Source organism: Luteibacter sp. SG786, assembly GCF_011759605.1.
In the GTDB taxonomy this organism is placed as follows: Bacteria; Pseudomonadota; Gammaproteobacteria; order Xanthomonadales; family Rhodanobacteraceae; genus Luteibacter.
Genome location: NZ_JAAOYX010000001.1, coordinates 2,422,124 through 2,446,025, shown reverse-complemented (window position 1 = coordinate 2,446,025; position 23,902 = coordinate 2,422,124). Strand labels below are relative to the sequence as shown.

Here is a 23,902-nt window from a genome sequence, read left to right as displayed (position 1 = left end):
TGGCTCTGTGGTGTCGCGTCGTTTCGGCGCCCCGCGAGGCGTCGTGTCGCCTTCCCGCTAACCGCTTGCGGATGCCGCCCGCATCTCCAGCACCTCTTCCGCCGTATCGTTCTCGTCTTCCGCAATCGTGTACCAGGGCCAGTAGGTCTGGCGTCGCATCCATCCGGCCGCCGTCCACGTGACGGTGGGCCGCCCGAGCGGGTCGTAGTACTGCCGGTCGCAATAGCCGAACGCGCGGAAAGCCTCGTCGTGGATGTAGTGGTGGGTGTCCGCGAAGTACGGACGGTACGTGCGCACGACGAGCCCCTTGTTGTTGTATTCCACGCGCTCGCTGACTCGCCAGCGGGTCTGCGTGGGCGCTTTCACCGGCTGTCCCGCGTCGTCCAGTTCGAGGCCACCGTCAGCGCTAGTCACATACGCTTCGCCCGGTTCGACGAACTGCTTCTGCTGGAGTACGCGACCGAACCCGTCGGAATCGGCAACGCTACGGCGGATCTGTTTCTCCGGATCGCCCGGGTAACGGTCGGCCACCAACACGGCCGCATGCGGTGGACGCCGTACCGCGGCAAGCAAGGCCGCCGCAACTTCGGGATTTTCGCCGTCCGCCAGCCGCCAGCGCGCCGACGCACGCACGTAGCCGCCGGGTATCAGCCAACGCCCGTCCGTTTCCCCGACGCCGGCCCCCGCTGGCGGACTGACCTGCCCCATCCATGCGAACGGCGCATAGAAGGCGACCGTCGCGGCGTCCTGGATAGCCCGCTCGGGGTCCGCCAACGCCTCATCCGGAAAATCGAAGGGACGCTGGTAATCGGAGATCGGCGCGAAACCGACAGGCTGGCCCATCTCCGTGCCGAAAAAGGACGTGGCAACGACCCTGCCCAAGGCGTCGTACGCCGCTTCCTGCGTGTTCCTGTTCGCATCCACGATGCGCCGGGGCAGCAAGGTGCGATAGTCGTACTCGGCGTCCGTAGCACACCCATCCGGAAGCGTAACGCGGGTGATAAAGAGGCTGTGCGGGTCGTACTCGGCCTGCGTTTCCCCCAAATCGCGGGTAAGGCGGTGGGCAACCACCCGATGGAATGCTTCCAGCGGTGCGAACGTGGCGAACCCACGCTGCACCGACCATAGGATGGCGCCTTCCTCGGGAAGGAACGACTGCATTCGAAAATAGCCGACCTCCTGGAGCTTCGCCTCCAATTCTTCCGGCGTCATCACGTCCGCGTAGGCCTGCAAGGCGGTTTCGTCCAGTTCCGCCGTCTCGGTGTAATCGGGCAATGCCGCGAACGACGCCTGCCCTTCTTCGCAGCCCTGGTATCTCTGCACGGAAAGTCCCGCCAGGGTACGGGCCCGGCTTGCGCCTATCGGACCGTCCGGATCGCTGAAGCGCTCGTGGTTGATATCCCCCGGCTGGATGTCGCCGCCGGGGATGAGGAACGCATTGCTGCGCGCGCGGTAGGGCAGCTGCGAACGCCACCCTTCGGGATCGTCCAGGTGGATCCATTCGGCCAGCGTTTCGGTGATGTAGTAATCGTCCTGCGCCGTATCGCGAGAATCTTCCCACCAGCGCCTGGGGAACTCCTCTTCGAAGGGCGGCTCGCCACCACGCCGGGCGTAATACACCACCACCCCACGGCACAGCGCGCCGCGCTCGTCCCAGCGCAGACCGATGGTGTGCGTTATCCGTGGATCGCTGGGCAGGCGGTCGTATTGGCATGACAGGCTCTCCACGGTAAAGAGCTGCAGCACGGCATGGCGCTCCGGGGCCAACGGCTCGCGCAACAGCCTTACCATGTAGCGCTGCTGGTCCACGCTGTACGGTGGCCGTGCCTCGTCGTCGAGCCCATGCACCTCCACGCGCCGAACCGCCCCACTCAGCGCGCGCGCGAACTGGCGGAGCATGTCTTCCTCCCCAGGGTCCTCGATCACGTCCTGGCCTGTGTCGGCATCGAAACGCGTATGCAAAGTCGCACGAAGCCGGGGAAGATCCGGATCGTGGCTGTCGAAACCGTCGTCCTCGGGCGCCTCGACACGGCCCACGTGGAACCAGGTCGTGGTCCGCACCGGCGCCGTGAAGCCGTCCTCCAACACCGTATCCGCCGCCGGTATCTCGGTGTCGTGCTGGTACAGCACGCCGAAGCCACGGAACTCCCGCTCGTGCCCGTCGTAGTACCCACCCCTGTATTGGAAGTGCTGCGACAGTTGCTGGCCCGTCACCTCGTCGATCTGCCGCTGATGGGCCACCACGTGCACGGGAAACGGTAGCGCGCAGGCCACGTGCTTGCCGGCGGCGCGCCTCTCCTGCTTCTCGTCCAGCCATTCCTGGGCCGAACTGCGGTAATCCACCTCTCCGTGCGTGCCCACGTTGTTGTTCGTGGCGACCAGCATGTGGGGCTTCACCCCCTTGCTGAAATCGCAGTACCAATGGCGCGGTGTCATGTGCGGCACGGTGAGTACCAGACTGGCGCAACCCAGGCCCTGCAGATCCGCTGCGCTCACTTCGCAAAGCCTGTCGAAGCGGACCCCTTCGGGCCACGGGACCGCCACCGGGTCGGCAAAACCGTGCCCGCTGCGGTTCATGAAAACCAGGGCGTGGTCGCCTTCGAGGTAGATCAGGTCGGCGACACCGGAACCGTCCAGGTCGGCCAGGCGCACCCGTGCAGCGTCGAAGCTCGCGGCATCGAACGGCAGGCGGGCAAATTCCATGCGCGCACCGAATTTGCCCCGGCCCAGGTTCGGCCATACCGACACGTCGTCGTGCCGGATGCGAAGAAGATGCTGCTGCCCGCTGCCCAGCACGTCGCCGAAGGCCACCAGCACGCTGCGCCCATCGCCCTCCCCGGGCAAGTAATCCAGATCGTGCGGCACGTCCACGGGCGGGGCGAATCCTTCCGCCCTGGCATTGGCGTACCAGCGCACGCTGCGTGTGCCGATTACCGCGAAGTCGGACAGGCCCGCGCCCCCGAGGTCGGCCAGTTGCCCACGCGTTCCCGCGAATTCGGTCGGCAGCGCCGCGAAAGGCACGAACTGGCCCCATGTGCGATCGGGCGACAGCGTGAAATATCCTGCCGCGCCGGGCCGGCCGACGACCCATTCCAGCTTGCCGTCGCCGGTGAGATCGGCAAGCGCCATGCGCCCTTCAAGCCCCGGACCGGCCGCTGGCTGCCGGGGCAGCTGTTGCCAGTGGTCGTAGACCACCTCGTCCCCTCCCGTGGGGCCGCGCATGGGTTCACGGTAATACCAGCCGCCCGCCGCGGGATGAAGCACGCCGGCCATGCCCTCTCCGTAAAGGTCCACGAGCTGGTAGCGCAGGCCATCATCGACGCCGGGCAGGGAGGACTCGGGCGGGGAGAGCCCCGGGAACGGTTGGAACTCCGCTTGCTCAGGGGGTGCGAAACCGCTGTAGCGAAACTCCAGCGGCGGCGAGAACGCCGGCCGGCCCTGTGCGTCGTAGGCCACCTCATGGGCGGCGGCAAGATAAGACACGTATTCGTTTTCGTCATATTCCAGCAGCAGGCGACGAACAAGCAACGGATCGGCACCCAGTTCGGGAAACCGGTGGAACATCAGCACCTGCCGGCACAGGCGCAGCGTGCGTACCTCGAAGCCGAAGGCGAAGGACGAGAAAGCATCCTGCCGCACCGGCCAGGTACCTGCGGGCGCATGTGTCGGTATATCCGTAAGCCCGGTGGCGCGCTCCCCGTAATCGAACAGGAGTTCGAACAGCCACGTTGTCGCATCGTCCGGCCGCAAGATGCCGGGCACCCGATCGCCGGTTTCGTTGCCATAGAGGACGCGGTGCACATACCACTGGTTGGCGCGGTCTCTCGACGGCCATGCATCATCCAGGCCTTCGCCGTCCTCGCGCTTGTATTCGTAGCGCATCTGCTCGCCGTTGACGGCCACGGTGTGCTCAAGCCACCACTGGGCGATGCACTCTTTCCCGTCGATCGTGCACGCGGTGCGCGCGGTTTTTCCGAAAACGTGCGTCGTGCCGTCGGCCTCGTGAATCATCCAGAACCAGTCGGAAGGGCTGCGCCATGATTCGATGTTCAGGCCGCCCTTTTCCACGCGCGGGTAATAGCGCTGAACCTGGTAGCTGCCGAGCGACAGACCACGAAAGGCCGTGGCTTCCCGGCGCACGAGGTCGCCGTTCCCATCGCGTTCGGGTACCAGCACGTCACCGTCCGGCCCCACGAACTCGTCGTCGTCGCCGTAGGTGGGCACGCCTTTGCTGATGCGTCGCGCAAACGCTGGCATGGGCAGCCCCCAGCCCTGGCCAAACGCACTCCGGCCCGCCTGACTCCCGTAAATCAGGGACATGGAGGGCACCAGGGATCGACCGCCACTGGCCGGCAAGGGGATTTCGAGGGAGGCGCCGCCGGTGGCGCCGACCGCGCCCCAGCCATGCCCGATGCTCTGAATGGCACCGCCCCCCCTGGGCAGGCTTGGCGCCGCCAGGGAAAGGTCGGGCGTTTGCATATCCATATGCGCGTACTCAGCCTTGAGTCCCTTTAGTCCACTCCTGTTCGCGTTAAGGTAACGTCACGTTTCGCATCCGCCGAAGTCGACGCCATCGCCTCGATGCTGGCCAAGGCAACCGGAAGGTTTCAGCCCAGCAGCTCGGGCAGGTGCCTGGCGATCTTCTCCGGGGTTTCGGTTGGCGCGTAGCGTTCGACAACGTGTCCTTCGCGATCGATCAGGAACTTGGTGAAGTTCCATTTGATGCCCTCGGTACCGAGCAGCCCCTTCTTCTCGGACTTGAGCCAGCGATACAGGGGGTGGGCGTTCTCGCCGTTGACGTCGATCTTGGCGAACATGGGGAAGGTCACGCCGTAGGTCAGCGAGCAAAAGTCGCGGATCTCCTTTTCGTCCCCGGGCTCCTGGTGCCCGAACTGGTCGCAGGGAAAGCCGAGCACCTCGAAGCCCTTGGCGTGCCACTCCTTGTGGAGCGCTTCCAGGCCCTCGTACTGCGGCGTGAACCCGCACTTGGACGCCACGTTCACCACCAGCAGCGCCTTGCCGCGGAATTCGGCAAGCGAGCGTTCCTTGCCGTCGATGTCACGAGCGGAAAAATCGTAGAGGCTGGCCATGTGGCGCGTCCATGAGGGAGGTGCCCGCCAGTCTACCCCGCTTCGGCGAGGGCCTGTTTACACTATGATGGACGTCTTTCCGCCCGAGAACCAGGCCCGTGATCCGTTTCGCCGCCGCCTCAAAGTCCTACTCCGTGGGCGGCAAGCTCGTCCCCGCGCTGCACCCGGTCGATCTCACAATCGAAGCGGGCGAAGTGTTCGGCATCATAGGCCACTCCGGTGCCGGTAAATCGACCATGTTGCGCCTGGTCAACCTGCTCGAACGCCCCACCGCGGGCAAGGTTTTCATCGACGGCCGCGACGTCACCGACGCGCAGGGCACGGAACTGCGGCGCCTGCGTTCCGGCATCGGCATGATCTTCCAGCATTTCAATCTGCTGGCATCGCGCACCGTGGCGGAGAACGTCGCTTTTCCGCTGCGCCTGCATGCGGGCACGGACGGCGCAGGCGTCACGGCACGCGTGAGCGAGTTGCTCGATCTCGTCGGCCTCTCCGAGCACGCGCACAAATATCCGGCCCAGCTCTCCGGCGGCCAGAAGCAGCGTGTCGGTATCGCCCGCGCTCTCGCCAATCGTCCGGGTATCCTGCTCTGCGACGAAGCCACGAGCGCACTCGACCCGCAGACCACGGCCTCGGTGCTGGAACTCCTCGCCGACATCAATCGTCGGCTCGGCCTCACCATCGTCCTGATCACCCACGAGATGGACGTGATCCGGCGCGTATGCGATCGCGTCGCCGTGCTCGACGCGGGACGGGTCGTGGAACTCGGCACCGTGGCCGACGTCTTCCTGCATCCGCAACATGCCACCACCCGGCGCTTCGTTGCCGAAGCCGACCATCGCGAAGGACGCGGGCCTGAGTTTCCCGTGGACGGCCCGCTCTACCGCCTTTCATTCCGCGGCCAAGCCACCTACTCCCCATTGCTCTCACGCGTGGTGCGCGACACGGGCGTCGAATACAACCTTCTTTCCGGACGCGTCGACCGGATCAAGGACACCCCTTACGGGCAACTCACGCTTGCCATGCATGGCGAGCGGCTGGACGAAGCGCTGGCGCAGATTCGGGCAGCCGGTGTCGACATCGAGGAGGTCGCCCGATGAATCCCATGCACACGCTGTTTCCCAACATCGACTGGCCCGAGATCGCGCAGGCGTGCGTCGACACCTTGCTGATGCTGGGTGGGTCGCTGCTCTTCACGATCGCGCTCGGGCTGCCGCTCGGCGTATGGCTGTTCCTCACCGCCCGCGGGCAACTGCACGCGGCGCCGCGACTCTATGCCGTTCTGTCCCTCGTCGTGAACGTACTGCGCTCCATTCCGTTCATCATCCTCATGATCCTGCTGATCCCCGTGACCCAGGCGATCACGGGCGTGAGCATCGGCATCCGCGGCGCCATCGTTCCCCTCGTGATCGGTGCGGCGCCCTTCTTCGCGCGCCTGGTGGAAACCGCGTTGCGCGAGGTCGACCGCGGCGTCATCGAAGCCAGCCAGGCCATGGGCGCCACCACGGCGCAGATCGTATGGCGCGTGCTCCTGCCGGAAGCGCGCGCCGGCCTGATCGCCAGTACCACGGTCACCGCCGTGGCGCTGGTCGGCTATACCGCCATGGGCGGCATCGTGGGTGCTGGCGGCCTCGGCGCCCTCGCCTACCAATACGGCTACAACGGCTACAAGCCGGACTACATGCTGGTCACGGTTGCATTGCTCGTGGTGCTGGTGCAGGTATTGCAGTCGCTCGGCGACCGACTGGTCAGTCGCTACAGTCGACGCTGAACGGACGTCCGGCCGTCTTTTTGCATCCGGCGGAATGGACGCCTATGCTGTCGCACCGCAACATCATCACGGACGCCCCATGAAGAAGTACCTGCTGCCCCTCGTCTCCGCGCTCGCCGTGCTTGCGGCGGCCTGTTCCGGCGGCCAGGACAAAGGCGGGAGCGGCAGTGCCGAAGCCCCGCTGACGGTGGCGGCGACTCCCGTGCCGCACACGGAAATCCTCAAGGAGATCAAGCCGCTGCTGGCGAAGCAGGGTGTGAACCTCGAAATCCGCGTGTTCACCGACTATGTGCAGCCGAACATGCAGGTGGCGCAGAAGCAGCTGGACGTGAACTTCTTCCAGACCGCCCCCTACCTCGACGCCTTCAACAAGGAACGCGGCACCAACCTCGTGAAGGTCGTGGGTGTACACATCGAGCCCTTCGGCGCGTATTCGCGCAGGTACACCTCGATCGACCAGCTTCCCGATCGCGCCGACGTGGTCATTCCCAACGACCCGAGCAACAACAGCCGCGCCCTGCTCCTCCTCGCGAAACATGGCCTCATCACGCTCGCCGACCCGGAAGATCGGCTCGCCACGCTGAAGGACATCACGGGCAATCCGAAGCACCTCAAGTTCCGCGAGCTGGAGGCCGCGATGCTGCCGCGCGTGCTCGGCGAAGTGGATCTCGCCCTCATCAACACCAACTACGCACTGGCAGCGAAGCTCAACCCGGTGAAGGACGCCCTCCTGATCGAAGACAAGGATTCGCCCTACGTGAACTTCCTGGTCGCACGGCCGGACAACAAGGACGATCCGCGCGTACAGAAACTGGCCGCTGCCCTCACCTCGCCCGAGGTGAAGGCATTCATCGAGAAGACCTACGGCGGCGCAGTGCAGCCGGCGTTCTAAGCCCCACGGTCAGCCGGGGCGCACCCGCCGGGCGAGTGCATCGAAAAACGATTCCGGCACCACCGCCCGCACGGGTACGCGCCACCAGTTGGGCCGCGCGAACGCGCGGCACTTCACGGCGTCCTTGTCGGTCATCAGCACCGGGCAGCCATCCGCGAACGTGAAGTCGTCGCGGGTGAAGGCGTGATGGTCGGCGAAGGGGTGGCCGTGCACGGCAATGCCCTGCGCGGCCAGGCTGGCGAAGAAGCGTGTGGGATTGCCTATGCCGGCCACGGCATGGGCCGGACGCCCGGCGAAGTCCGCCAGGGGTGCCTCGAGCGACGGATCGTGCATGTTCACCGCAGTGCCGCCTTCGAGCGTCATCGCGATCTCGCCGGGGCCCGGCGAGCCGCCGTTGACCACGACGAAATCCACTTCCCCCAGACGACTCGCCGGCTCGCGCATGGGGCCTGCGGGCAGCAAGTGCCCGTTACCCAGTCGGCGCTCGCCGTCCACCACGCATATTTCGACATCGCGCCCCAGCCGATGGTGCTGCAGGCCATCGTCGGCCAGCACCAGGTCGCAGCCGGCGTCGATGAGCAGCCGCGCGGCTTCGGGCCGCTCGCGCCCGATGGCGACAGGAATGCCGTATTGCCGTATGAGGCTGGGTTCGTCGCCCACCCGGGCGGGATCGTCGTTGCCGGTGAGCAGGTAAGGACCACGCTCGCTGCCGCCGTAGCCGCGGCTCACCACACCGGGCGAGAAACCACGTTCGGCCATCGCACGAGCGAGGGCCACGATAAGAGGCGTCTTGCCCGTGCCGCCCACCGTGATGTTGCCGACCACCACAACGGGCACGGGCAGCCGCACCACGGCGGAGGGATCGTTCCGGAACCGGCGGGTGCGTGCTTCCACCACGCGGCGGTACAGCGCTTCCAACGGCAACGTCCACCACGGTGGGGGGCCGCCGCCATACCAACGACGCTGCAACGAGGCGCCCATGGCCACGGCCTCAGTCCGCCGTGGCCTGCTCGTGGAACTGCATGCGGTGCAGCGCCGCGTACTGGCCGCCCTTGTCGATCAGTTCGCGATGGGTGCCGAGTTCGATGATCCTGCCCTGCTCCATCACCGCGATCTGATCCGCGTGCTCGATGGTGGACAAGCGATGGGCGATCACCAGCGTGGTGCGATCGCGCATGAGACGCGTAAGGGCGTCCTGGATCAACCGTTCGGATTCGGTATCCAGCGCGCTGGTGGCTTCGTCCAGAACCAGGATGGGTGCGTTCTTAAGGATCGCCCGCGCGATGGCTAGGCGCTGGCGCTGGCCGCCGGACAGCGAATTGCCACCCTGGCCGATACGGGTGTTCAACCCCTCGGGAAGGCGCTCGATGAATTCCATCGCGTTCGCGGCCTGTGCCGCCGCGACGATCTCCGCTTCCGAGGCACCCGACATCTCGCCGTAGGCGATGTTCGCGGCCACCGTGTCGTCGAACAGCACCACGTGCTGTCCCACCCACGCGATCTGCCGGCGCAGCGAGGCCAGCGTGTATTGCGCGTAGTCGCGGCCGTCGATCAGGATGCGCCCAGCGGTCGGTTCGTAGAATCGCGGCAGCAGGCTCACCAGGCTGGACTTGCCGCTGCCCGAGCGGCCGACGAGCGCGGTGACCGTGCCCGGCGCGCAGACGAGGTCGACGCCACGAAGGGCCGCATGGTTGTTGCGTTCGTAGACGAGCTCGACGTGCTCAAAGCGGATGTCGCCCTTCGTGCGCTCGAGGTCAACGGTGCCGTGGTCCACTTCCGGCGGCTCGTCGATGATCGCGAAGAGGTCTTCGGCCGCGCTCACGCCCTTCTGCAGGTTGGACTGGATGCCGGCAAGGCGCTTCAGCGAAGGCAGCATGCCGCCCATGGCGGTCAGCACCGCGGTGAACACGCCGGGCGTGATCGTCTCGATGACGCCGGGGCGGGTGCCCAGGAATACCAGCACGGCCAGCGCCATGGCGCCAACGGTCTGGATCGTGGCGCTCGACGCCGCGCTGGTGGCGGACACCTTCAGGTTCAGGCGCCGCTGGCGGTCGGCAATCTCGTGGAAGCGGTCGCCCTCGCGGACCTGCCCACCATAGATGCGTACCTCCCGGTTGGCCGCCACGGCCTCTTCGACGGCGCTGGTGACCGTGCCCATGTTGCCCTGGATGCGCTTGCTTATCTTGCGATAGCGGCGGCTGATCACCGTGACGATCACGACGACGCAGGGCACGAGCACGAGGAGCGCCATTGCCAGGTAGGCGCTCTGGTAGAGCATGACCGCGAGCAGGCCCACCACGGTGAGGCCCTCCGTGACGGCCACCTTGAGCGAATCGGACGACGCGGCGGCCACCTGCTCGCTCGTGTAGGTGATGCGCGATATCTGCTGGCCGGAGGGTTCCTTGGCAAAGAAGGTGGACGGCAGACGCAGGTAAGCGGCGAACACGTCGACGCGAATGGCCTGGACCACGTTACGACCCACGTACGCGATGCCGTAATCGGTGCAATACGAGGCCACGCCGCGAACGGCGAAGATGCAGATGATCCAGATCGGCATCCAGAAGATGGTGTGCGGATCGCGCGCGATGAACAGATTGTCGATCAGCGGCTGCAACAGGTTGGTGAACAGCGACAGGCAGACCGGGTCGACGATCATGCCGATGATCGCGATGATGCCCGCGGTGCGGAATCGCTTCGTATAGCCAAGCAGGCGCTTGTACGTGTGCCAGGTGCGCACGTCCCAGACGGAAGTTTTCTGTGTGCTCACTTGCCCGCCGCCGCCTCGGACGGTGTGGTGGCGATCGACAGCCGGGTGAAACCGAGCTGGCCCAACGCGTCCATGGCCCGCACCACGTTCTGGTGCGGCGTCATCGCATCGGCGCGGATCACGACGATCCTGCCGCGGTCCGGCCCGGCCACGCGTTCGATGGTGGACTTCAGGGGCTCGATGCCCTCGCCCAGGACCTCGTCGCTGCCCACCGAGTAATGCCCGTCACGATCGACGACGACGGTGAGCGCGTTGTCCGTGGCATCCTTTGCCTCGCTGTCCGCCTTGGGCAGGTTGACCTTGAGCCGCGAATGCTCGATGAAGGTAGTGCTCAGCACGAAGAACATGAGCAGCGTAAGCAGGACGTCGATCAGCGAGATCACGTTGATCTCGAAGTCGTCCTCGCGACGGGAACCGATGCGCATGGGATCAACCGGCCTGCGTGGCTGCCGCTTCCGTCGCGGCGGTGCGACGGCGCGCAACCGGGCGCGGGGCCGACAGATCGTCGAGCAGCGCCGTGGCCTCCTTTTCCATCTGCACCACGTAGCCCCCGACCTTCGAGCGGAAGTAGCGGTGCAGCACGTAGGCGGGGATGGAAACGACCAGACCGAACGCCGTGCAGATCAGCGCCTCACCGATGCCGCCGGCCATCTTCGTCGGGTCGCCGATACCGCCCGCCATCACGTTCAGGAACATGCGGATCAGACCGATGACCGTACCGAGCAGGCCAAGCAGCGGGCCGATGAGGGCGATGGTGCCGAGGGTGTTCAGGTAACGCTCCATGCGGTGCACCACATGGCGTCCGGTGTCTTCGATGCGTTCCTTGATGAGTTCGCGGGGGCGGTCGCGCACGGCCAGTGCGCCCGCGAACAGCTCGCCCAACGGCGAGCCTTTTTCCAGCGCTTCGAGGTGGGCGGCGTCGAGCTTGGACGAGCGCGCCCATTCGCGGACTTCCGCACCCAGCCCCGGCGGCAGCACGGCCGCCCGGCGCAGGGCCCAGAAGCGTTCCAGCACGATCGCCAGCGCCGCCAGCGAACAGATCAGGATCGGCGCCAATGCCCAGCCGCCAGCCAGAAGAATCTCGAGCACGTGAACCCCGGAGCTACGAAAAAGTCAGACCGGGATGATAGCAGGGCCGGCCGTTGGGACTGCGCAACCAGTCGCAGCCCGGACAGGAGCCTTTCCCGACGGGGAACACCCGGCCGTGGGCAACCGTGGTGCGAGCACCCATCGCCGCTGAAGCGGCTCCCACAGAAAGCCGGCCCGCTCTGTGTGGGCCCGCCGACTCTGTGTGAGCCGGCCCGCTCTGTGTGAGCTGGCCTGCTCTGTGTGGGAGCCGGCTATGCCGGCGATCCCGCGGCAGCGGGCACTCTCGCGACCACCCAACGCCGCCGAAGCCGCTCCCACACCAGCCCTTAGCGTGCCAGTAGCTCCAGTTCGGCCACGGCACCCGGTGCGTCGGAATCGAGCACCAGCCGGTACTGCTTGTACGAAGCCGGCTGCTTGAGCGCGAACGCCCGCGTCTGGCGGTGCCAGGGGAAACGCTCGTCGCGCCGCTCGTCCAGCGTGGTCCACCGCTTGCCGTCCGCGGAGCCCTGCAGGGTCCATTGCGAGGGCGCCGGAAGGGTCGCGCCGGAGGTGATGGTGTAGACCGCCACGGCAGCAGGCTTGTCCAGGCGGTAGTCGACCGTCGTCTTCCCCTTGGGCAGGGCAAACTCGGTGGAGGAGTCGTTGTCCGCCACCGCGGCCAGCTTCGCGTCACTGTGGCCGCCGAGGCTGATGCCTTCCGCCCGGGTCACGTCGCGCAGCGGCGAGGGCTTTTCGCCCTCGGCCGTGATCGACGCCGGCAAGGCGTCCGCGCCCGTGCCCCATTTCGACGGCTCCGCGCCCATCGTGAAGTCGAGCGTGGCGCCCTTCGCCAGCAGTTCGTGCGGCAAGGTGAGCTTGTTCCAGGGCTGCCCGTTCACCTTCAACGACTGCACATAGCGGTTTGTGTCGCTCACACCCGGTGCGCGGATGTCGATCTTCTCCCCATTCTCAAGGGCGATCGTCATGTGCGGGAAGTGCGGTGCGCCGATCACGTACTCGGGCGTGCCCATGCGCAACGGATAGAAGCCTGCCGCCGCGAACAGCCACCACGCCGACATCTCGCCGTTGTCCTCGTCGCCGGGATACCCCTGGCCGATCTCGCTGCCCACGTAGAGGCGCGACACCGCATCGCGCAGCTTGTCCTGCGCCTTCCAGGGCTGACCCGCCTCGTCGTACATCCAGATGATGTGGTGCGAAGGCTGGTTCGAATGGCCGTACTGGCCCATGCGCACGTCGCGGGCCTCCAGCATTTCGTGGATCACGCCACCGTAGTCGCCCACGTCGAAGGTGCCGGGCGTGGAGAAGAAGGTGTCGAGTTTCGCTGCCAGCGCGTCGCGCCCGCCGTAGAGCCCGGCGAGGCCGGCACCGTCCTGCGGCGCGTGGAATGCCATGTTCCAGGCGTCGGTTTCGGTGTAGTCGCCGCCCCAGCGCGTCGGATTGAAGTCCTTCGCGTTCCAGCGCCACTTGCCCGCCGGATCGCGGGCGACGAAGAAGCCCACTTCGGGTTCGAACAGGTTGGTGTAACCCAGCGCGCGCGAGCGGTACCACACCGCATCGTCGGCGTAGTTGCGGTAACCGTCCCCGTTCGCCGGCGTCTTCGCCAGCGCCGCGGCGAGGTTGCCGATGGCGAAATCGTTGATGTAGCCGTCCATCGACCAGGACAGACCTTCTTCCACCTTGTCGTCGGTGTAGCCGTTGAACAGCGACCGCTCGATGCCCTTGCGGCCCGCGCCCTTCACGTCGCTGGCGCTGGAGGCGTTGCGGATCGCCGACTGGTAGAACGACGCCACGTCGAAATTGCGGACACCCTTCAACCAGGCGTCCGAGAAGGCCACGTCCGAGCTGGTGCCCACCATGAGGTCGGCATATCCCGGCGAGCTCCAGCGCGCGATCCAGCCGCCATCGCGATACTGCTGCACGAAGCCGTCGATCATCTCGCCCGCTTCCTTCGGGGTGAACAGCACGTACGCCGGCCACGCCGTGCGATAGGTGTCCCAGAAGCCATTGTTGACGTAGGGCTTGCCGTCGACGATGCGCGCGCCGGTATGTGTGTCGGTGTTCGCGCCAACGGCAGCCGAGAACGGACTGGCGTAGCGCCACACCGGCTTGTCCTTGCTGCCCGTGTTTTCGTAGGCCCGGTTCGGATACAGGAACAGGCGGTACAGGTTCGAATAGAGGATGGTGCGTTCGTCGCGCGTGGCGCCCTCCACCTTCACGATGCCGAGGCGTTCATCCCAGGCCTTGCGGGCACGCTCGTGCACGCTGTCGAAGGTGTCGCCGGCCGCGATTTCCTGCGCCAGGTTGGCTTTGGCCTGATCGACGCCGATGAGCGATGTAGCGATACGCATCGTGACCGTGCGGCCGTCTTTCTTCGAGGTGTCGAAGCCGTACCACGCCGATGCGGCGTCGCGCTGCTCGCCGGTCAGCCGGCCGCTCTCGGTCACGGGCTTGTCAAACTCGGCATAGAAGAACAAGCGCGTGGCGCCCGTGGACAGCCGGCTCTGAACGTCCGACCAACCCTGGATGGAACGACCTGCGGGATCGAGCGTGACCGAGGCGTCACGGTTGATATTGTCGAACACCAGTTGCGCGCGCGGCCCCGTGAACGTGAAGCGGAACATGGCCGCATGGTCGGTCGGCGTGATTTCGGTGGCGATACCGTTGTCGAAATGCACGCTGTAGTAATCCGGGTGCGCCACTTCGGCATCGTGGCCGAACGCGAGCGCGCGCGTTTCGCGCTTCAACGGCGGCGCGCCGGACGTCACCTGGGCAGGCATCACCTGGAAGGTTTGCCGCTCGCCCATCCACGGGCTCGGCTCGTGCGACAGAGCGAACGCCTCGATGCGGGGACGGTTGTCGTCGCCGTTCCGCTCCTGGTACTGGTAGAGCCAGTTCGAGCCGGCGTTGGTCGTGGGCGTCCAGAAATTGAATCCGTGCGGCATCGCCACGGCGGGGAAGTTGTTGCCACGCGAGAATTTGCCATTCGCGTTGGAACCGCGGCGGGTGTCCACGTAGTCGGTCGGGTGCGTGCTGGCGATGTCTTTCACCACGCCGATGCGCACGTCGTCGAGATAGCCTTCGAACGACTTGCCGGCAGGCGCGTTCACGACCAGTTCGATGCCGCGCACGCGCCGCCCCTTGGCGACGGCGCCGAGATCCACGCTCACATAATTCCACTGGTCCGGATAGAGCACACGGCCCTCGCCCTGCCCCTTCGCCGTCGCCAGCACGCGATGCTGGTCGCGCGCGCCGCTGGTCGAGAGGCGCGAGCCGTCGTCGAACACCAGGTCCACGCTCACGTAGTTGGCGGGGTTGGCCAGATCGTCCTTGTTCGAGCGCGGGAAGACCAGCCAGGAAAGCGTGGTGCCCTCGGCGACGCTCACGTCGGTGTCGAACAGCCTGGCCACCGCCGGGCTGCCGTTCGCCGTCCCCGCGTAACGCAGCGAATGGGTACCCGTGAAGCCCACGTTCGCCTTCGCCGTGAGCACGGCTTCGGGCGGCGGGCCGCCCACGACGCGCACGTCGAGACCAGCGGTGCCCTTCGCGAGCACCTGGGGCTGGCCCTGCTCGAACGAGCTGTCGAATCGCGCGGCGGCCGCGAAGGCCGCGCCGGTGACGAGGATGGAGGACACCGCGAGTGCGAGTCCCGACTTTTTCCAAACCTGCATCGATCCCGTCACGCTCGTCCCCTTCGATTACGGAAGCGGCATTTAAATCGTTCTAAATTCGAGATGTCAAATGCACTGCAGCAAGCGCGGGGGTCATTCGCGCCAGTAGCGCGCTGCCGGGCGCCGCCACTCGCGCATGACGAGCGGAGGCGTGGCCACCGGGAAGTCCACGCGAATGGCACCGCTGCGTGCGGTGACGTAAACCTCGGCTCCCATGGCCGCATGCCTGTCGACGATGCTCGGATGCGGGTGTCCGAAGCGATTGCGCCAGCCGGCCGACGCGATCGAGATCGTCGGTTTCACCGCGGCAAGCCACGGCGCCACCGACGAATGGCGGCTGCCATGGTGCGCCATGGTGGTGACCGTCGGTAGCGCCGAGGCCAGGTCCGCCGCGGCCATGCGGCGTTCGGCGCCATGGCCGATGTCGCCCGTGAGCACGAGGCGCCCGCCGATGCCTTCGACCGCCAGCACGCACGAGCGATCGTTCGAGGCGGTCTTACCCCCGCGCGCTTCCGGCACTTCGATGAAGTGGAACAACACGCCGTCCCAGGACCATGGGGCCTGCCCGCTGCAAGGCCGCGATGGGAAGCCGAGACGCCCGGGCTCGCCCGACAGGCGCACCGCTCCCGGATAGCGGAACACGATGGACCCCGCCCCTCCCGCGTGGTCGCTGTCGCCATGACTGACCACGAGCCGGTCGACCGGCCCGATGCCGAGCGCGGTGACCGCAGGGAGCACGACGCCGGCACCTGCGTCGCGTCCACCGGCATAGGCTGGCCCCGCGTCGTATACCAGCGTATGCGAGCGGGTGCGCACCAGCACCGCCAGCCCCTGCCCCACGTCGAGTGCCCACATCCGAAAAGCGCCGTGTTGTGGCGGGTCGCGCGGGGGCAGCAACATCGGCAGCAACAGCAAGGCGCCGCAGCCGCGCAGCGGTAAGCCGCGCGGCGCGAACAGCCACGCGGCTCCCAATGTCGCCAGCAAGGTCGTAGCCACCATGCCCTCGGCCACGCCGATGGCAGCCATCGGCATCCGCGCCATCGCCTCCAGCAGGCGCCACAGGTGCGACAGCCCCCAGCACGCGGGCGTCAGGAAAATACCGGCCAGCGAGGGTGCGCCCAACAACGCGCAGCCGACCAGGATCAGCGGCACCGCCACGAAACTCACGAGCGGCGCCGCCACCAGGTTGGCGGCAAATCCCACCAGCGACGCGCTGCCGAAGAACCACAGGCACAAGGGCAGCAAGGCGATGCTCATGACGGCTTGCGCATGCAACAGGCTGCTCAGCCATCCGCGCCACCCATCCGACGTCGGTGCAACGCAGAGCATCAGGAAACCCACGCCCGCGAACGAAAGCCAGAAGCCGGCGGAAAGCACCGAAAGCGGGTCGACGCCGAGGACGACGAGCGATGCCACGGCGAGCAGGGACGCGCCATTCGTCCTGCGACGGCAGCACGCCGCCAACACGACGACGCCGATCATGAGCAGGCTACGCACGGTGGGAAGGCCCAGTCCGGCGAGGACCGCATACACGCCTGCCACCGCGAGGCCGGCCAGTGCCTGGGCGATTTGCCGCGGGAGCCGCAGCGCCAGACCGGGAAGCAAGACATAAAGCAGGCGGCCTAGCAGCACGCCGCCACCGCCGGCAACGCCGACGTGGAACCCGGAGATCGCCATCAGGTGCGAAACACCGGTCGCGCGGGCGGTGTCCCAATCGGCGGCATCCAGCCCGCGCGTGTCCCCCACGGCCAGCGCCTTCAGGATGCGCGCGCGACGTTCGCCGAGCGCGGTGTCGAGTGCCTTCGCAATGCGCGCACGCCAGCCGTCCGCGCAGATCGCCGTGGATAGCCGGCGATTGTCGGGCACCGCACGCACATATCCCGTGGCGGCGACGCGACGTTGCAACGAATTGCGCTCGCCGTCGGCCGACCCGGGATTGAGGACCCCGCGCGGGCGGCGCAGCCGCACCGTGAGCCGCCATCGCTCGCACGGTGCCGGTGCGGCCGCACGGCGATACCAGGTGAGGCGTATGCGCCCTCGCGGAGCGTGTGCATCGCCGCGCCGCGATTCCGGAGCGAAGACAAAGGAAACGTCGGCACCGCTTCGCCGCGGAAGGCCGATCACGCTTCCGGTGACCGTCACATCCGTGCCGTCCAGCGACGCCGGCCAGCGCGCTTGCATCGCGAGCGCCGCGTGGAACAACGCCCACGCAGCGAAGAGGACCGCCACCGCGCCCAGCCGTACGACAACGCGGCGGGCCGACAGAAGCACAAGCAGGGCCAGGACGCACACCAGCAGCGACCCTTTCCAGGAAGGCAGCGCGGCGAGGCCTTGCACCGCCGTGCAGGCCACGAGCGCGACGACGGCCACGGAAACGGGCGAAAGACGAATGCGCAAAAGAATGACGCGACGATGGCGAAGTCCTCTGCCAGCCTAAGCGCAGCCCGCCATGGCCTGGGCCACGCCACCTCGTGGGTCCTTACGGCACAAACATGCGGCCCGCGCCGTCGACTCAGTCGGTAGTGCTGCGAAACCGGCTGCGGTCGCGGCCTGTGCCCGCCGGACGGGTCGCCGGTGCGGATCGGGGAGCCGCGGACGGCGGCGGACGGTGATCGCCTCCCGCATTGCCGCGCCAACCGCCCTGCGGACGATCTCCACCGCCCTGCCATTGCCCGCCGGGCGGACGCCCCGGGGGAGGACGATCGGGACCGCGGTCGGGACGACCGTCGCCCCGCCAGTTGCCACGACCGCGATCGTCGTCGTGGCGGTCATGCCCGTCGCGACGGTCATGCCAGTCGCCGCGCGGCGGTGGATGTCCATGCCAGTCGCCGCCGCCGCGATAGCGTCGCCCGTCGTAACCGTCGTACCACACGGTGCCCACGCTCAGGCTCGAGTAGCAGCAGGCCGGGCCATAGTCGTAGTAGCGGTAGCCGGGCGAATACGCCGGCGTGACCACGGTCTCTTCGCCGTAATAGGCGTCCGCCCCGGAGCCGTTGCGGACATAGCCGTAATCGGGATCGTAATAGCACCCGGCGAGTGGCAGGCATGCGGCCAATGCCAGGATAAGCGAGCGCGCTCGACGCATGGACGAACCTCCGGGAGACGATCCGGACACTGCGCCCGTCCGATTGAATGGCCGCTAAAAAGGAAAGGGCCGCACGCGGCGGCCCTTTCCTTTCATTCAGCTTTCACGCTCAGCCTTTGCTCTTCTGCTGATCGCCACGTTCATGCGCCATGTTCGGCTGCGACGCCTCCGGCGAAGGCAGCTTCGGTGCCGGATTCGACCCACCCGGCGTCACATCGGGCGTGCCTGCGGCATGCTGCTCGCCGGTGGGCCAGTTCGGCGGCTGACGGTCGCGTTCGCGCTTCGCGTCGAGCAGCGCCTGGATGTGGGCGACCGCCTCTTCCTGCGTGATGTGCTGGACCGGCGTTTCGTTCGTGCTCTCGGGAGCCTGCGGGCGTGCCGGCTTCCGCGCGGCCTTCGGTGCCGACCGCGGCTTGGCTGAAGCGGGAGCAGCGGACGCGTTGCGTGCGGGCGCCTTCCGCGTTGCGGCCGTGCCGGCGGTCTTGCGTACGGTCGGGGCCGGGGCGGCCTTCTTCACGGCAGGCTTGCCGCTGGCGACCTTGCGCGCGGCGCTCTTCGGCGTCGCGGCCTTGGTCGCGGTACTGCGCCGGGTGGTTGCCTTGCTTGTCGCGCCGCGTTTCGCGGTTGCCTTCTTGGCGGTGGCGCGTTTGGCCGGGGCCTTCCGGGCCGACTTGCGCGTGGCGACCTTCTTCGCCGCGCTCTTCCTGGTCGCAGCCGACTTCGTGGTGGCCCGCTTCGTGGATGCCTTCTTCGCGGTAGCCCGTTTTGCCGTCGCCTTCTTGGCAGTGGCCTTCTTGGCGGTGGCCCGCTTTGCGATGGACTTCTTCGCGGCGGACTTCTTCGCTGCCGGACGGGCCGTGGTCTTGCGCGCCGCCTTCCTTGCGGTCTTCTTCGCGGGAGCCTTCCTTGCCGACGCCTTCGTTGCAGATGTCTTCCTGGCGATCTTCTTCGTTGCCGTCTTTCGTGCCGCGGACTTCTTCGCGGCGGACTTTCGGGTCGTAGCCATGCGCTCATTCCTCCTGCGGTAATAGCCGACGCGAACCGCCCCCCAGGGGAAACTCGCGTGCATGCCGGACGACATCTAAGGTGGGTAGTTCGATCCGGACGACTGCATGATGTAACAACTCAGGAGCCGAAGTCACATAAATCTGTCGGCAAAATTCAGTTCGCCATCAGAAAAGCCTTGGCTGTGACAGCGACGCGATGAAGTTCAGCAGCACCCCGGGACGCAATGCGATGGTGAACAGCACGCCATAAAGCGCGCCCCACAGGTGCGCGCTGTGGTTCACGTTATCGCCGCCGCGCTTGTCCATGTACACCGAATAGACCACGAAGAGCACGGCATACAGGATCGCCGGCATCGGTATGACGATCAGGTAGATCTTGGCCCAGGGCGCCAGCAGGATGAAGGCGAAGAGGATGGCGGACACCGCGCCCGATGCGCCCAGGCTGCGATACCCGGCATTGCGTCGGTTGGCCAGGTACGAGGGCAGGATCGAGAACACCAGCGCGCCGATGTAGAACGTGAGGAAGCCCAGCGGCCCCATGGTGGCCGTGAAGAACTCCTCCATGATCCGCCCGGCGAAATAGAGCGAGATCATGTTGAAGAAGAGGTGGCCGCCGTCGGCGTGGACCAGCCCGTAGGTCACCAGGCGGTAGTACTCGCGGCTACGGCTCAGTGCCGGGGGCCAGAGGATAAGGTCGTCCATCAGGCGGTGATTGCGGAATGCGACGATCGAGACCACACAGGTCGCGAGGATGATGAGCAACGTGATCATGCCTTGAGAATGCGTCCTTACGCGTCGAGCCAGGGCGCATCTTCGCGTTATCGCACAGCGTTGTCGAATGCCGGCGGCCGCATGCGCGGCTATCATGTCGCCTTCCCCGTCCCCCGGTTCCACCCATGCCCCTCATTCGATACAAGCAGCTCGACGTCTTCGCGGCCCGTCACGGCGGGGGCAATCCCCTCGGCGTGGTCATCGACGCCTCGGGATGGTCCGATGCGCGCATGCAGCGCTTCGCGCACTGGACCAACCTCGTCGAAACCACCTTCCTCATGCCGGCGCGCGCCGCAGGTGCCGGCTACCTGGCCCGCATCTTCACCCCGACGAAGGAAATTCCGTTCGCGGGACATCCGACCATCGGCAGTGCCCACGCCGCGCTCGATGCCGGGCTGGTGCAGCCGGATGCCACGGGTATCGTGTGGCAGGAATGCGGGGCGGGCGTGCTGCCCATCCGGGTGGAAGGCGACGGCACGGCGCGCGAGTTGTTCGTGCAGGCCCCGAAGGCACGCATCGTCGGCGATGCGTCCTGTGGGGGCGAAACGTTATCGGCCGTGCTCTATGGCGTGAAGCCGGGCGCGCTCGCTCCGGCCTGCGTCGAGGGCGGCCGTCGCTGGTGGATCGCCGAATTCGCGGACGAAGCCGAACTGCGCGGATGGCGGCCGGACCATGCCGCCATCCGCGCGCTCGCGCTCGCCACCGACACGCTGGGGCTGTGCGTGTTCGCCCGCTCGGCCGAAGGCCTGGCCGTTCGCGCCTTTCCCGCGGGCGTCGGCATCGTAGAAGACCCGGCGTCCGGCGCCGCGAACGGCCTCATCGCCGCCTACATCGCGGAGCGCGACACCACGGGCACGCTGGCCGGGGGCTACATCGTGAGCCAGGGGCGCGAGGTGGGCCACGACGCCCGCATCATCATCCGCATCGACGGCGGCGCGGTCTGGGTGGGGGGGCGCACGAACACCATCATCGACGGTTCCGTGGACTGGCAGGACCTCTGACATGCGAATCTGGGTCGACGCCGACGCCTGCCCGAACGTCATCAAGGACATCCTGTTCCGTGCGGCCGAGCGCGAGCAGGTCGAGGTGACGCTGGTGGCGAACCAGTGGATCCGCACCCCGGCCTCGCGCTTCGTCCGCTCCATCCAGGTACCCGGCGGATTCGACGTGGCGGATGACGAGATCGTGCGCCGCGTCGAGTCCGGCGACCTGGTGGTCACGCAGGACATTCCCCTGGCGTCGTTCGCGATCGAAAAAGGCGCGCTGGCGCTGCACCCCCGCGGCGAGATGTTCACGAAGGACACGATCGCCGTGCGGCTGTCGATGCGCAACTTCATGGAGGAACTGCGAGGCGCGGGTGTCGACACCGGCGGCCCCGCGGCCATGCACCCGCGCGATCGCCAGGCCTTTGCGAATGAACTCGACAAGTGGCTCGCCCGCCGAAAGAAGGCCTTGTAGGAGCCTTTCCTTCTGTAGGAGCCGCTATAGCGGCGAGAAGCCCTCGAAGCGGTGTAGCCGTGAGGCGAGCTGCCCTCGCCGCTATAGCGGCTCCTACACAGGGAGCAGGCAGCGAATCGCTACGCCCCGGCGATCTCGTCCAGCCGCAAGGTCAGGCATTTGGCCGCGCCGCCGGACTTCATGAATTCGTCCAGCGCCACTTCCACCACCATGAAACCCGCGCCTTCCAGCCGCTCGCGCAGTTCGCCGCTGGCGCGATTGAGGATCACGACGCGTCCAAGGTTCACGGCGTTGCAGGCGAAATCCAGCGCGTCGTGCTCGTGCACCGCGATGCGCTGTCCGGGCGGCACATGTCGTTCGATGAGCGCCAGGGCCGGTGGATCGAACGCGCCGGGAAAGTAGAGCAGGTATCCGTTCGCCAACGGGCAGAAGCACGTGTCCAGATGGTAGAAGCGCGGATCGGACAGCTTGAGCGGAAGCACCTCGATGTCGAGCAGCCGCGCCAATTCAGGGGCGGCCTCCGCGTCGGAACGATGGCCGTGTCCCATCCACAGGCGCCGCGACACTCCGCGGTCGAACAGCGCATCGCCCGCGCCTTCGAAGAACACGGTGTCCGGAAGGTCGACGATGTCGAATCCGTGCCGCGCGAACCAGTCCCGGTCGTGCACTTCTTCGCCCTGCCGCTCCGGGTAACGGAAGCGGCTCGGAACGAAGGTATTGCCGAAGACCAGGCCCGCGTTGGCGGTGAACGGCATGTCCGGCAGACCTTCCACCGGCGGCTGGAGGGCCACGTCGGCATGGCGCGATACCGTGTCGCGCAGCGCGTCCCATTGCCTGCGGGCACGCTCGCTGGTGGTGTCATGGACGTGGTCGGTCATCCATGGATTGATGACGTAACTGACCTCGAAGAACGTGGGTGCGCACATCAGCAGCCGGGGTACCGTGCGCTCGATCATCGGGGAGGTCGTTTCTGCCATGGTCGGCGCGGGCCTGTATGCATTTGACGAGGCCCGATCATGGCAGAAAGTCAGAGCGCTTCGTCAGTGCAGCCCGTCACAGATGGCGTTGACCGACTCGGCCGAAAAGTGCAGTTCCGTCAACGCTTCCTTGAGGGACTCGCGCGAATTCACCTCGCTCTCGACCTGCTCGCCCACGCTGCTGGGCGACACGTGGACGAAGGTTTTCCCGTCCTGGTAGGCGATGCCCTCGTCGTGGACGTTCTGCCGGGTAAGCACCTTGAACGTGCCGTCGCCCGATTCCCGCACCGTGACCGAGCGGCCCTCGTGCTGTCCTTCGTACACCGTTTTCCAGCTTGCCGTCATGTTTCCACCCTCGTGCAGCACACAGCGTGCGGAGCGATTGTCGCGGATCGGCGGGCCTAGCGATTGTGAAGACGTGCCCGCGTTTCGCGATTACCCGATATGCGCCCTTCGCGCCGCCACCTTGGCCAGGGCCGACCAGTCGAGGTCGGCTTCCCCCGCCGCCAGGGCCTCCAGGAGCGTGTCGTGCAACACGCTGGCGAAAGGCATGGGCACGTGTTCCGTCTCGGCCGCGGAACGCGCGAGGCCAATGTCCTTGAAGCCCAGGCTCATCTTGAAGCCGGCGGGGGAATAGTTCCCCTCCGCGATCAGGCCGCCGTAGGTCTTGAATACGGGAGCCGCGAAGAGCGAGCCCGTCATCACCTCCAGGAAGTCCTTCGCGGGCACGCCGTGCGCCCGGGTGAGCGCCGAGGCCTCGGCCATGCTCTCGATCGCGGCACCGATCATGAAATTGCCGGCGATCTTGACGACGTTCGCGCGGACCGGGTCGTCGCCCATCGGCGATACCTTTCCGGCCAGCGGCTCGAGCAAGGGCAACACCTTCGCCATGGCCTCCGCCTTGCCCGCGGCGACGATGTTGAGGCCACCCGCGGCGGCCACGTCCGGGCGTCCGAAGACCGGCGCAGCCACGTACCCCAGCCCTCGCCGCTCGTGCGCTTCGACCAGTTCGCGCACGAGCGCCACGGAGAGCGTGGCGTGGTTCACGTGCACCGCTCCCTTGGGCAGGGCGTCGAGTACGCCGCTGTCGAGGATGGCTGCGCGCACCGCGGCGTCGTTCGCGAGCATGCTGTGCAGTACCTGCACGCCCTCGCCCGCCGCGCGCGCGTCCTTCGCGACGGTGGCACCCTGCTTCGCCAACGCTTCCGCCGCCGCCGGCGAACGGTTCCAGACCGTGACCGCGTGCCCCGCCTTGAGCAGGTTGCCCGCCATGCCCGCGCCCATGGCGCCCAGACCGATGAAGCCGATACGCATGCTGTTGTTCATC

Annotated in this window: 19 protein-coding genes and 1 pseudogene; 5 read left to right on the top strand and 15 right to left on the bottom strand. The window is 66.9% G+C overall.

Annotation, left to right across the window (positions count from 1 at the left end):
• Positions 1–57: 57 nt before the first annotated feature.
• Positions 58–4,485, bottom strand: coding sequence for a SpvB/TcaC N-terminal domain-containing protein (locus tag FHS47_RS11175; protein WP_167027065.1), 4,428 nt, complete (start codon positions 4,483–4,485; stop codon positions 58–60).
• A gap of 122 nt (positions 4,486–4,607) precedes the next feature.
• Positions 4,608–5,090: a glutathione peroxidase gene (locus FHS47_RS11170; RefSeq protein ID WP_167027062.1), complete on the bottom strand. Its 483-nt coding sequence runs from the start codon at positions 5,088–5,090 to the stop codon at positions 4,608–4,610.
• Between the two features lie 98 nt (positions 5,091–5,188).
• On the opposite strand from FHS47_RS11170, the gene FHS47_RS11165 reads away from it, so the two are divergent.
• The 3 genes from FHS47_RS11165 to FHS47_RS11155 all read left to right on the top strand — a co-directional run bounded on the left by FHS47_RS11165 (position 5,189) and on the right by FHS47_RS11155 (position 7,753).
• Positions 5,189–6,190, top strand: a complete 1,002-nt coding sequence (locus FHS47_RS11165; protein ID WP_167027059.1) for a methionine ABC transporter ATP-binding protein — start codon at positions 5,189–5,191, stop codon at positions 6,188–6,190.
• Positions 6,187–6,861: a methionine ABC transporter permease gene (locus FHS47_RS11160; protein WP_167027056.1), complete on the top strand. Its 675-nt coding sequence runs from the start codon at positions 6,187–6,189 to the stop codon at positions 6,859–6,861. The genes FHS47_RS11165 and FHS47_RS11160 overlap by 4 nt, the downstream gene beginning before the upstream one ends.
• Before the next feature lie 79 nt (positions 6,862–6,940).
• A complete protein-coding gene (locus tag FHS47_RS11155) occupies positions 6,941–7,753 on the top strand; it encodes a MetQ/NlpA family ABC transporter substrate-binding protein (protein WP_167027053.1) in 813 nt (270 codons plus the stop codon).
• 9 nt (positions 7,754–7,762) lie between these two features.
• On the opposite strand, the gene lpxK is transcribed toward FHS47_RS11155, so the two are convergent.
• The 10 genes and pseudogenes from lpxK to FHS47_RS11110 form a co-directional block, all read right to left on the bottom strand.
• Positions 7,763–8,734, bottom strand: a complete 972-nt coding sequence (gene lpxK / locus FHS47_RS11150) for a tetraacyldisaccharide 4'-kinase (RefSeq protein ID WP_247741441.1) — start codon at positions 8,732–8,734, stop codon at positions 7,763–7,765.
• 10 nt (positions 8,735–8,744) lie between these two features.
• Positions 8,745–10,520: a lipid A export permease/ATP-binding protein MsbA gene (gene msbA / locus FHS47_RS11145; RefSeq protein WP_167027047.1), complete on the bottom strand. Its 1,776-nt coding sequence runs from the start codon at positions 10,518–10,520 to the stop codon at positions 8,745–8,747.
• Positions 10,517–10,945 carry a biopolymer transporter ExbD gene (locus tag FHS47_RS11140; RefSeq protein WP_167027044.1) on the bottom strand — a complete coding sequence of 143 codons (429 nt, stop codon included), beginning with the start codon at positions 10,943–10,945 and terminating at the stop codon, positions 10,517–10,519. The genes msbA and FHS47_RS11140 overlap by 4 nt, the downstream gene beginning before the upstream one ends.
• A 4-nt stretch (positions 10,946–10,949) precedes the next feature.
• Positions 10,950–11,609 carry a MotA/TolQ/ExbB proton channel family protein gene (locus tag FHS47_RS11135; protein WP_208381914.1) on the bottom strand — a complete coding sequence of 220 codons (660 nt, stop codon included), beginning with the start codon at positions 11,607–11,609 and terminating at the stop codon, positions 10,950–10,952.
• 326 nt (positions 11,610–11,935) lie between these two features.
• Complete coding sequence (locus FHS47_RS11130; protein WP_167027041.1) at positions 11,936–15,277, bottom strand: GH92 family glycosyl hydrolase; 3,342 nt, start codon at positions 15,275–15,277, stop codon at positions 11,936–11,938.
• 93 nt (positions 15,278–15,370) lie between these two features.
• Positions 15,371–17,674, bottom strand: coding sequence for a DNA internalization-related competence protein ComEC/Rec2 (locus FHS47_RS11125; RefSeq protein ID WP_167027038.1), 2,304 nt, complete (start codon positions 17,672–17,674; stop codon positions 15,371–15,373).
• Between the two features lie 115 nt (positions 17,675–17,789).
• The gene (locus tag FHS47_RS19600; RefSeq protein WP_208381913.1) at positions 17,790–18,362 is read right to left on the bottom strand and encodes a hypothetical protein; all 573 of its coding nucleotides are present in this window, start codon (positions 18,360–18,362) and stop codon (positions 17,790–17,792) included.
• Between the two features lie 109 nt (positions 18,363–18,471).
• On the bottom strand, positions 18,472–18,879 hold the full coding sequence (locus FHS47_RS20030) for a hypothetical protein (protein ID WP_343203525.1): 408 nt from the start codon (positions 18,877–18,879) through the stop codon (positions 18,472–18,474).
• Between the two features lie 135 nt (positions 18,880–19,014).
• Positions 19,015–19,368: pseudogene (locus FHS47_RS20025) on the bottom strand (histone H1-like repetitive region-containing protein); the annotation flags it as partial.
• 166 nt (positions 19,369–19,534) lie between these two features.
• Positions 19,535–20,140: a rhomboid family intramembrane serine protease gene (locus tag FHS47_RS11110; RefSeq protein WP_167027032.1), complete on the bottom strand. Its 606-nt coding sequence runs from the start codon at positions 20,138–20,140 to the stop codon at positions 19,535–19,537.
• A gap of 125 nt (positions 20,141–20,265) precedes the next feature.
• Here FHS47_RS11110 and FHS47_RS11105 point away from each other — a divergent pair, with 125 nt between their 5' ends.
• Complete coding sequence (locus FHS47_RS11105; protein ID WP_167027029.1) at positions 20,266–21,141, top strand: PhzF family phenazine biosynthesis protein; 876 nt, start codon at positions 20,266–20,268, stop codon at positions 21,139–21,141.
• A 1-nt stretch (position 21,142) separates the two neighbouring features.
• Positions 21,143–21,598 carry a YaiI/YqxD family protein gene (locus FHS47_RS11100; RefSeq protein ID WP_167027026.1) on the top strand — a complete coding sequence of 152 codons (456 nt, stop codon included), beginning with the start codon at positions 21,143–21,145 and terminating at the stop codon, positions 21,596–21,598.
• A gap of 119 nt (positions 21,599–21,717) precedes the next feature.
• Here the strand turns inward: FHS47_RS11100 and FHS47_RS11095 are convergent, their stop codons facing one another.
• The 3 genes from FHS47_RS11095 to FHS47_RS11085 form a co-directional block, all read right to left on the bottom strand.
• A complete protein-coding gene (locus FHS47_RS11095) occupies positions 21,718–22,575 on the bottom strand; it encodes a nitrate reductase (RefSeq protein WP_167027023.1) in 858 nt (285 codons plus the stop codon).
• A gap of 63 nt (positions 22,576–22,638) precedes the next feature.
• Positions 22,639–22,920, bottom strand: coding sequence for a hypothetical protein (locus FHS47_RS11090; protein WP_167027020.1), 282 nt, complete (start codon positions 22,918–22,920; stop codon positions 22,639–22,641).
• Positions 22,921–23,010: 90 nt separating this feature from the next.
• The gene (locus FHS47_RS11085) at positions 23,011–23,889 is read right to left on the bottom strand and encodes an NAD(P)-dependent oxidoreductase (protein WP_247741439.1); all 879 of its coding nucleotides are present in this window, start codon (positions 23,887–23,889) and stop codon (positions 23,011–23,013) included.
• Between the last annotated feature and the right edge of the window lie 13 nt (positions 23,890–23,902).

Excerpts from the sequence above, each read along its gene's own strand:
- FHS47_RS11175 (WP_167027065.1), bottom strand. The coding sequence starts at position 4,485 with ATGGATATGCAAACGCCCGACCTTTCCCTGGCGGCGCCAAGCCTGCCC.
- FHS47_RS11170 (WP_167027062.1), bottom strand. The coding sequence starts at position 5,090 with ATGGCCAGCCTCTACGATTTTTCCGCTCGTGACATCGACGGCAAGGAA.
- FHS47_RS11160 (WP_167027056.1), top strand. The coding sequence starts at position 6,187 with ATGAATCCCATGCACACGCTGTTTCCCAACATCGACTGGCCCGAGATC.
- FHS47_RS11155 (WP_167027053.1), top strand. The coding sequence starts at position 6,941 with ATGAAGAAGTACCTGCTGCCCCTCGTCTCCGCGCTCGCCGTGCTTGCG.
- lpxK (WP_247741441.1), bottom strand. The coding sequence starts at position 8,734 with ATGGGCGCCTCGTTGCAGCGTCGTTGGTATGGCGGCGGCCCCCCACCG.
- FHS47_RS11140 (WP_167027044.1), bottom strand. The coding sequence starts at position 10,945 with ATGCGCATCGGTTCCCGTCGCGAGGACGACTTCGAGATCAACGTGATC.
- FHS47_RS11130 (WP_167027041.1), bottom strand. The coding sequence starts at position 15,277 with ATGCAGGTTTGGAAAAAGTCGGGACTCGCACTCGCGGTGTCCTCCATC.
- FHS47_RS19600 (WP_208381913.1), bottom strand. The coding sequence starts at position 18,362 with ATGCGTCGAGCGCGCTCGCTTATCCTGGCATTGGCCGCATGCCTGCCA.
- FHS47_RS11110 (WP_167027032.1), bottom strand. The coding sequence starts at position 20,140 with ATGATCACGTTGCTCATCATCCTCGCGACCTGTGTGGTCTCGATCGTC.
- FHS47_RS11105 (WP_167027029.1), top strand. The coding sequence starts at position 20,266 with ATGCCCCTCATTCGATACAAGCAGCTCGACGTCTTCGCGGCCCGTCAC.
- FHS47_RS11100 (WP_167027026.1), top strand. The coding sequence starts at position 21,143 with ATGCGAATCTGGGTCGACGCCGACGCCTGCCCGAACGTCATCAAGGAC.
- FHS47_RS11095 (WP_167027023.1), bottom strand. The coding sequence starts at position 22,575 with ATGGCAGAAACGACCTCCCCGATGATCGAGCGCACGGTACCCCGGCTG.
- FHS47_RS11090 (WP_167027020.1), bottom strand. The coding sequence starts at position 22,920 with ATGACGGCAAGCTGGAAAACGGTGTACGAAGGACAGCACGAGGGCCGC.
- FHS47_RS11085 (WP_247741439.1), bottom strand. The coding sequence starts at position 23,889 with ATGCGTATCGGCTTCATCGGTCTGGGCGCCATGGGCGCGGGCATGGCG.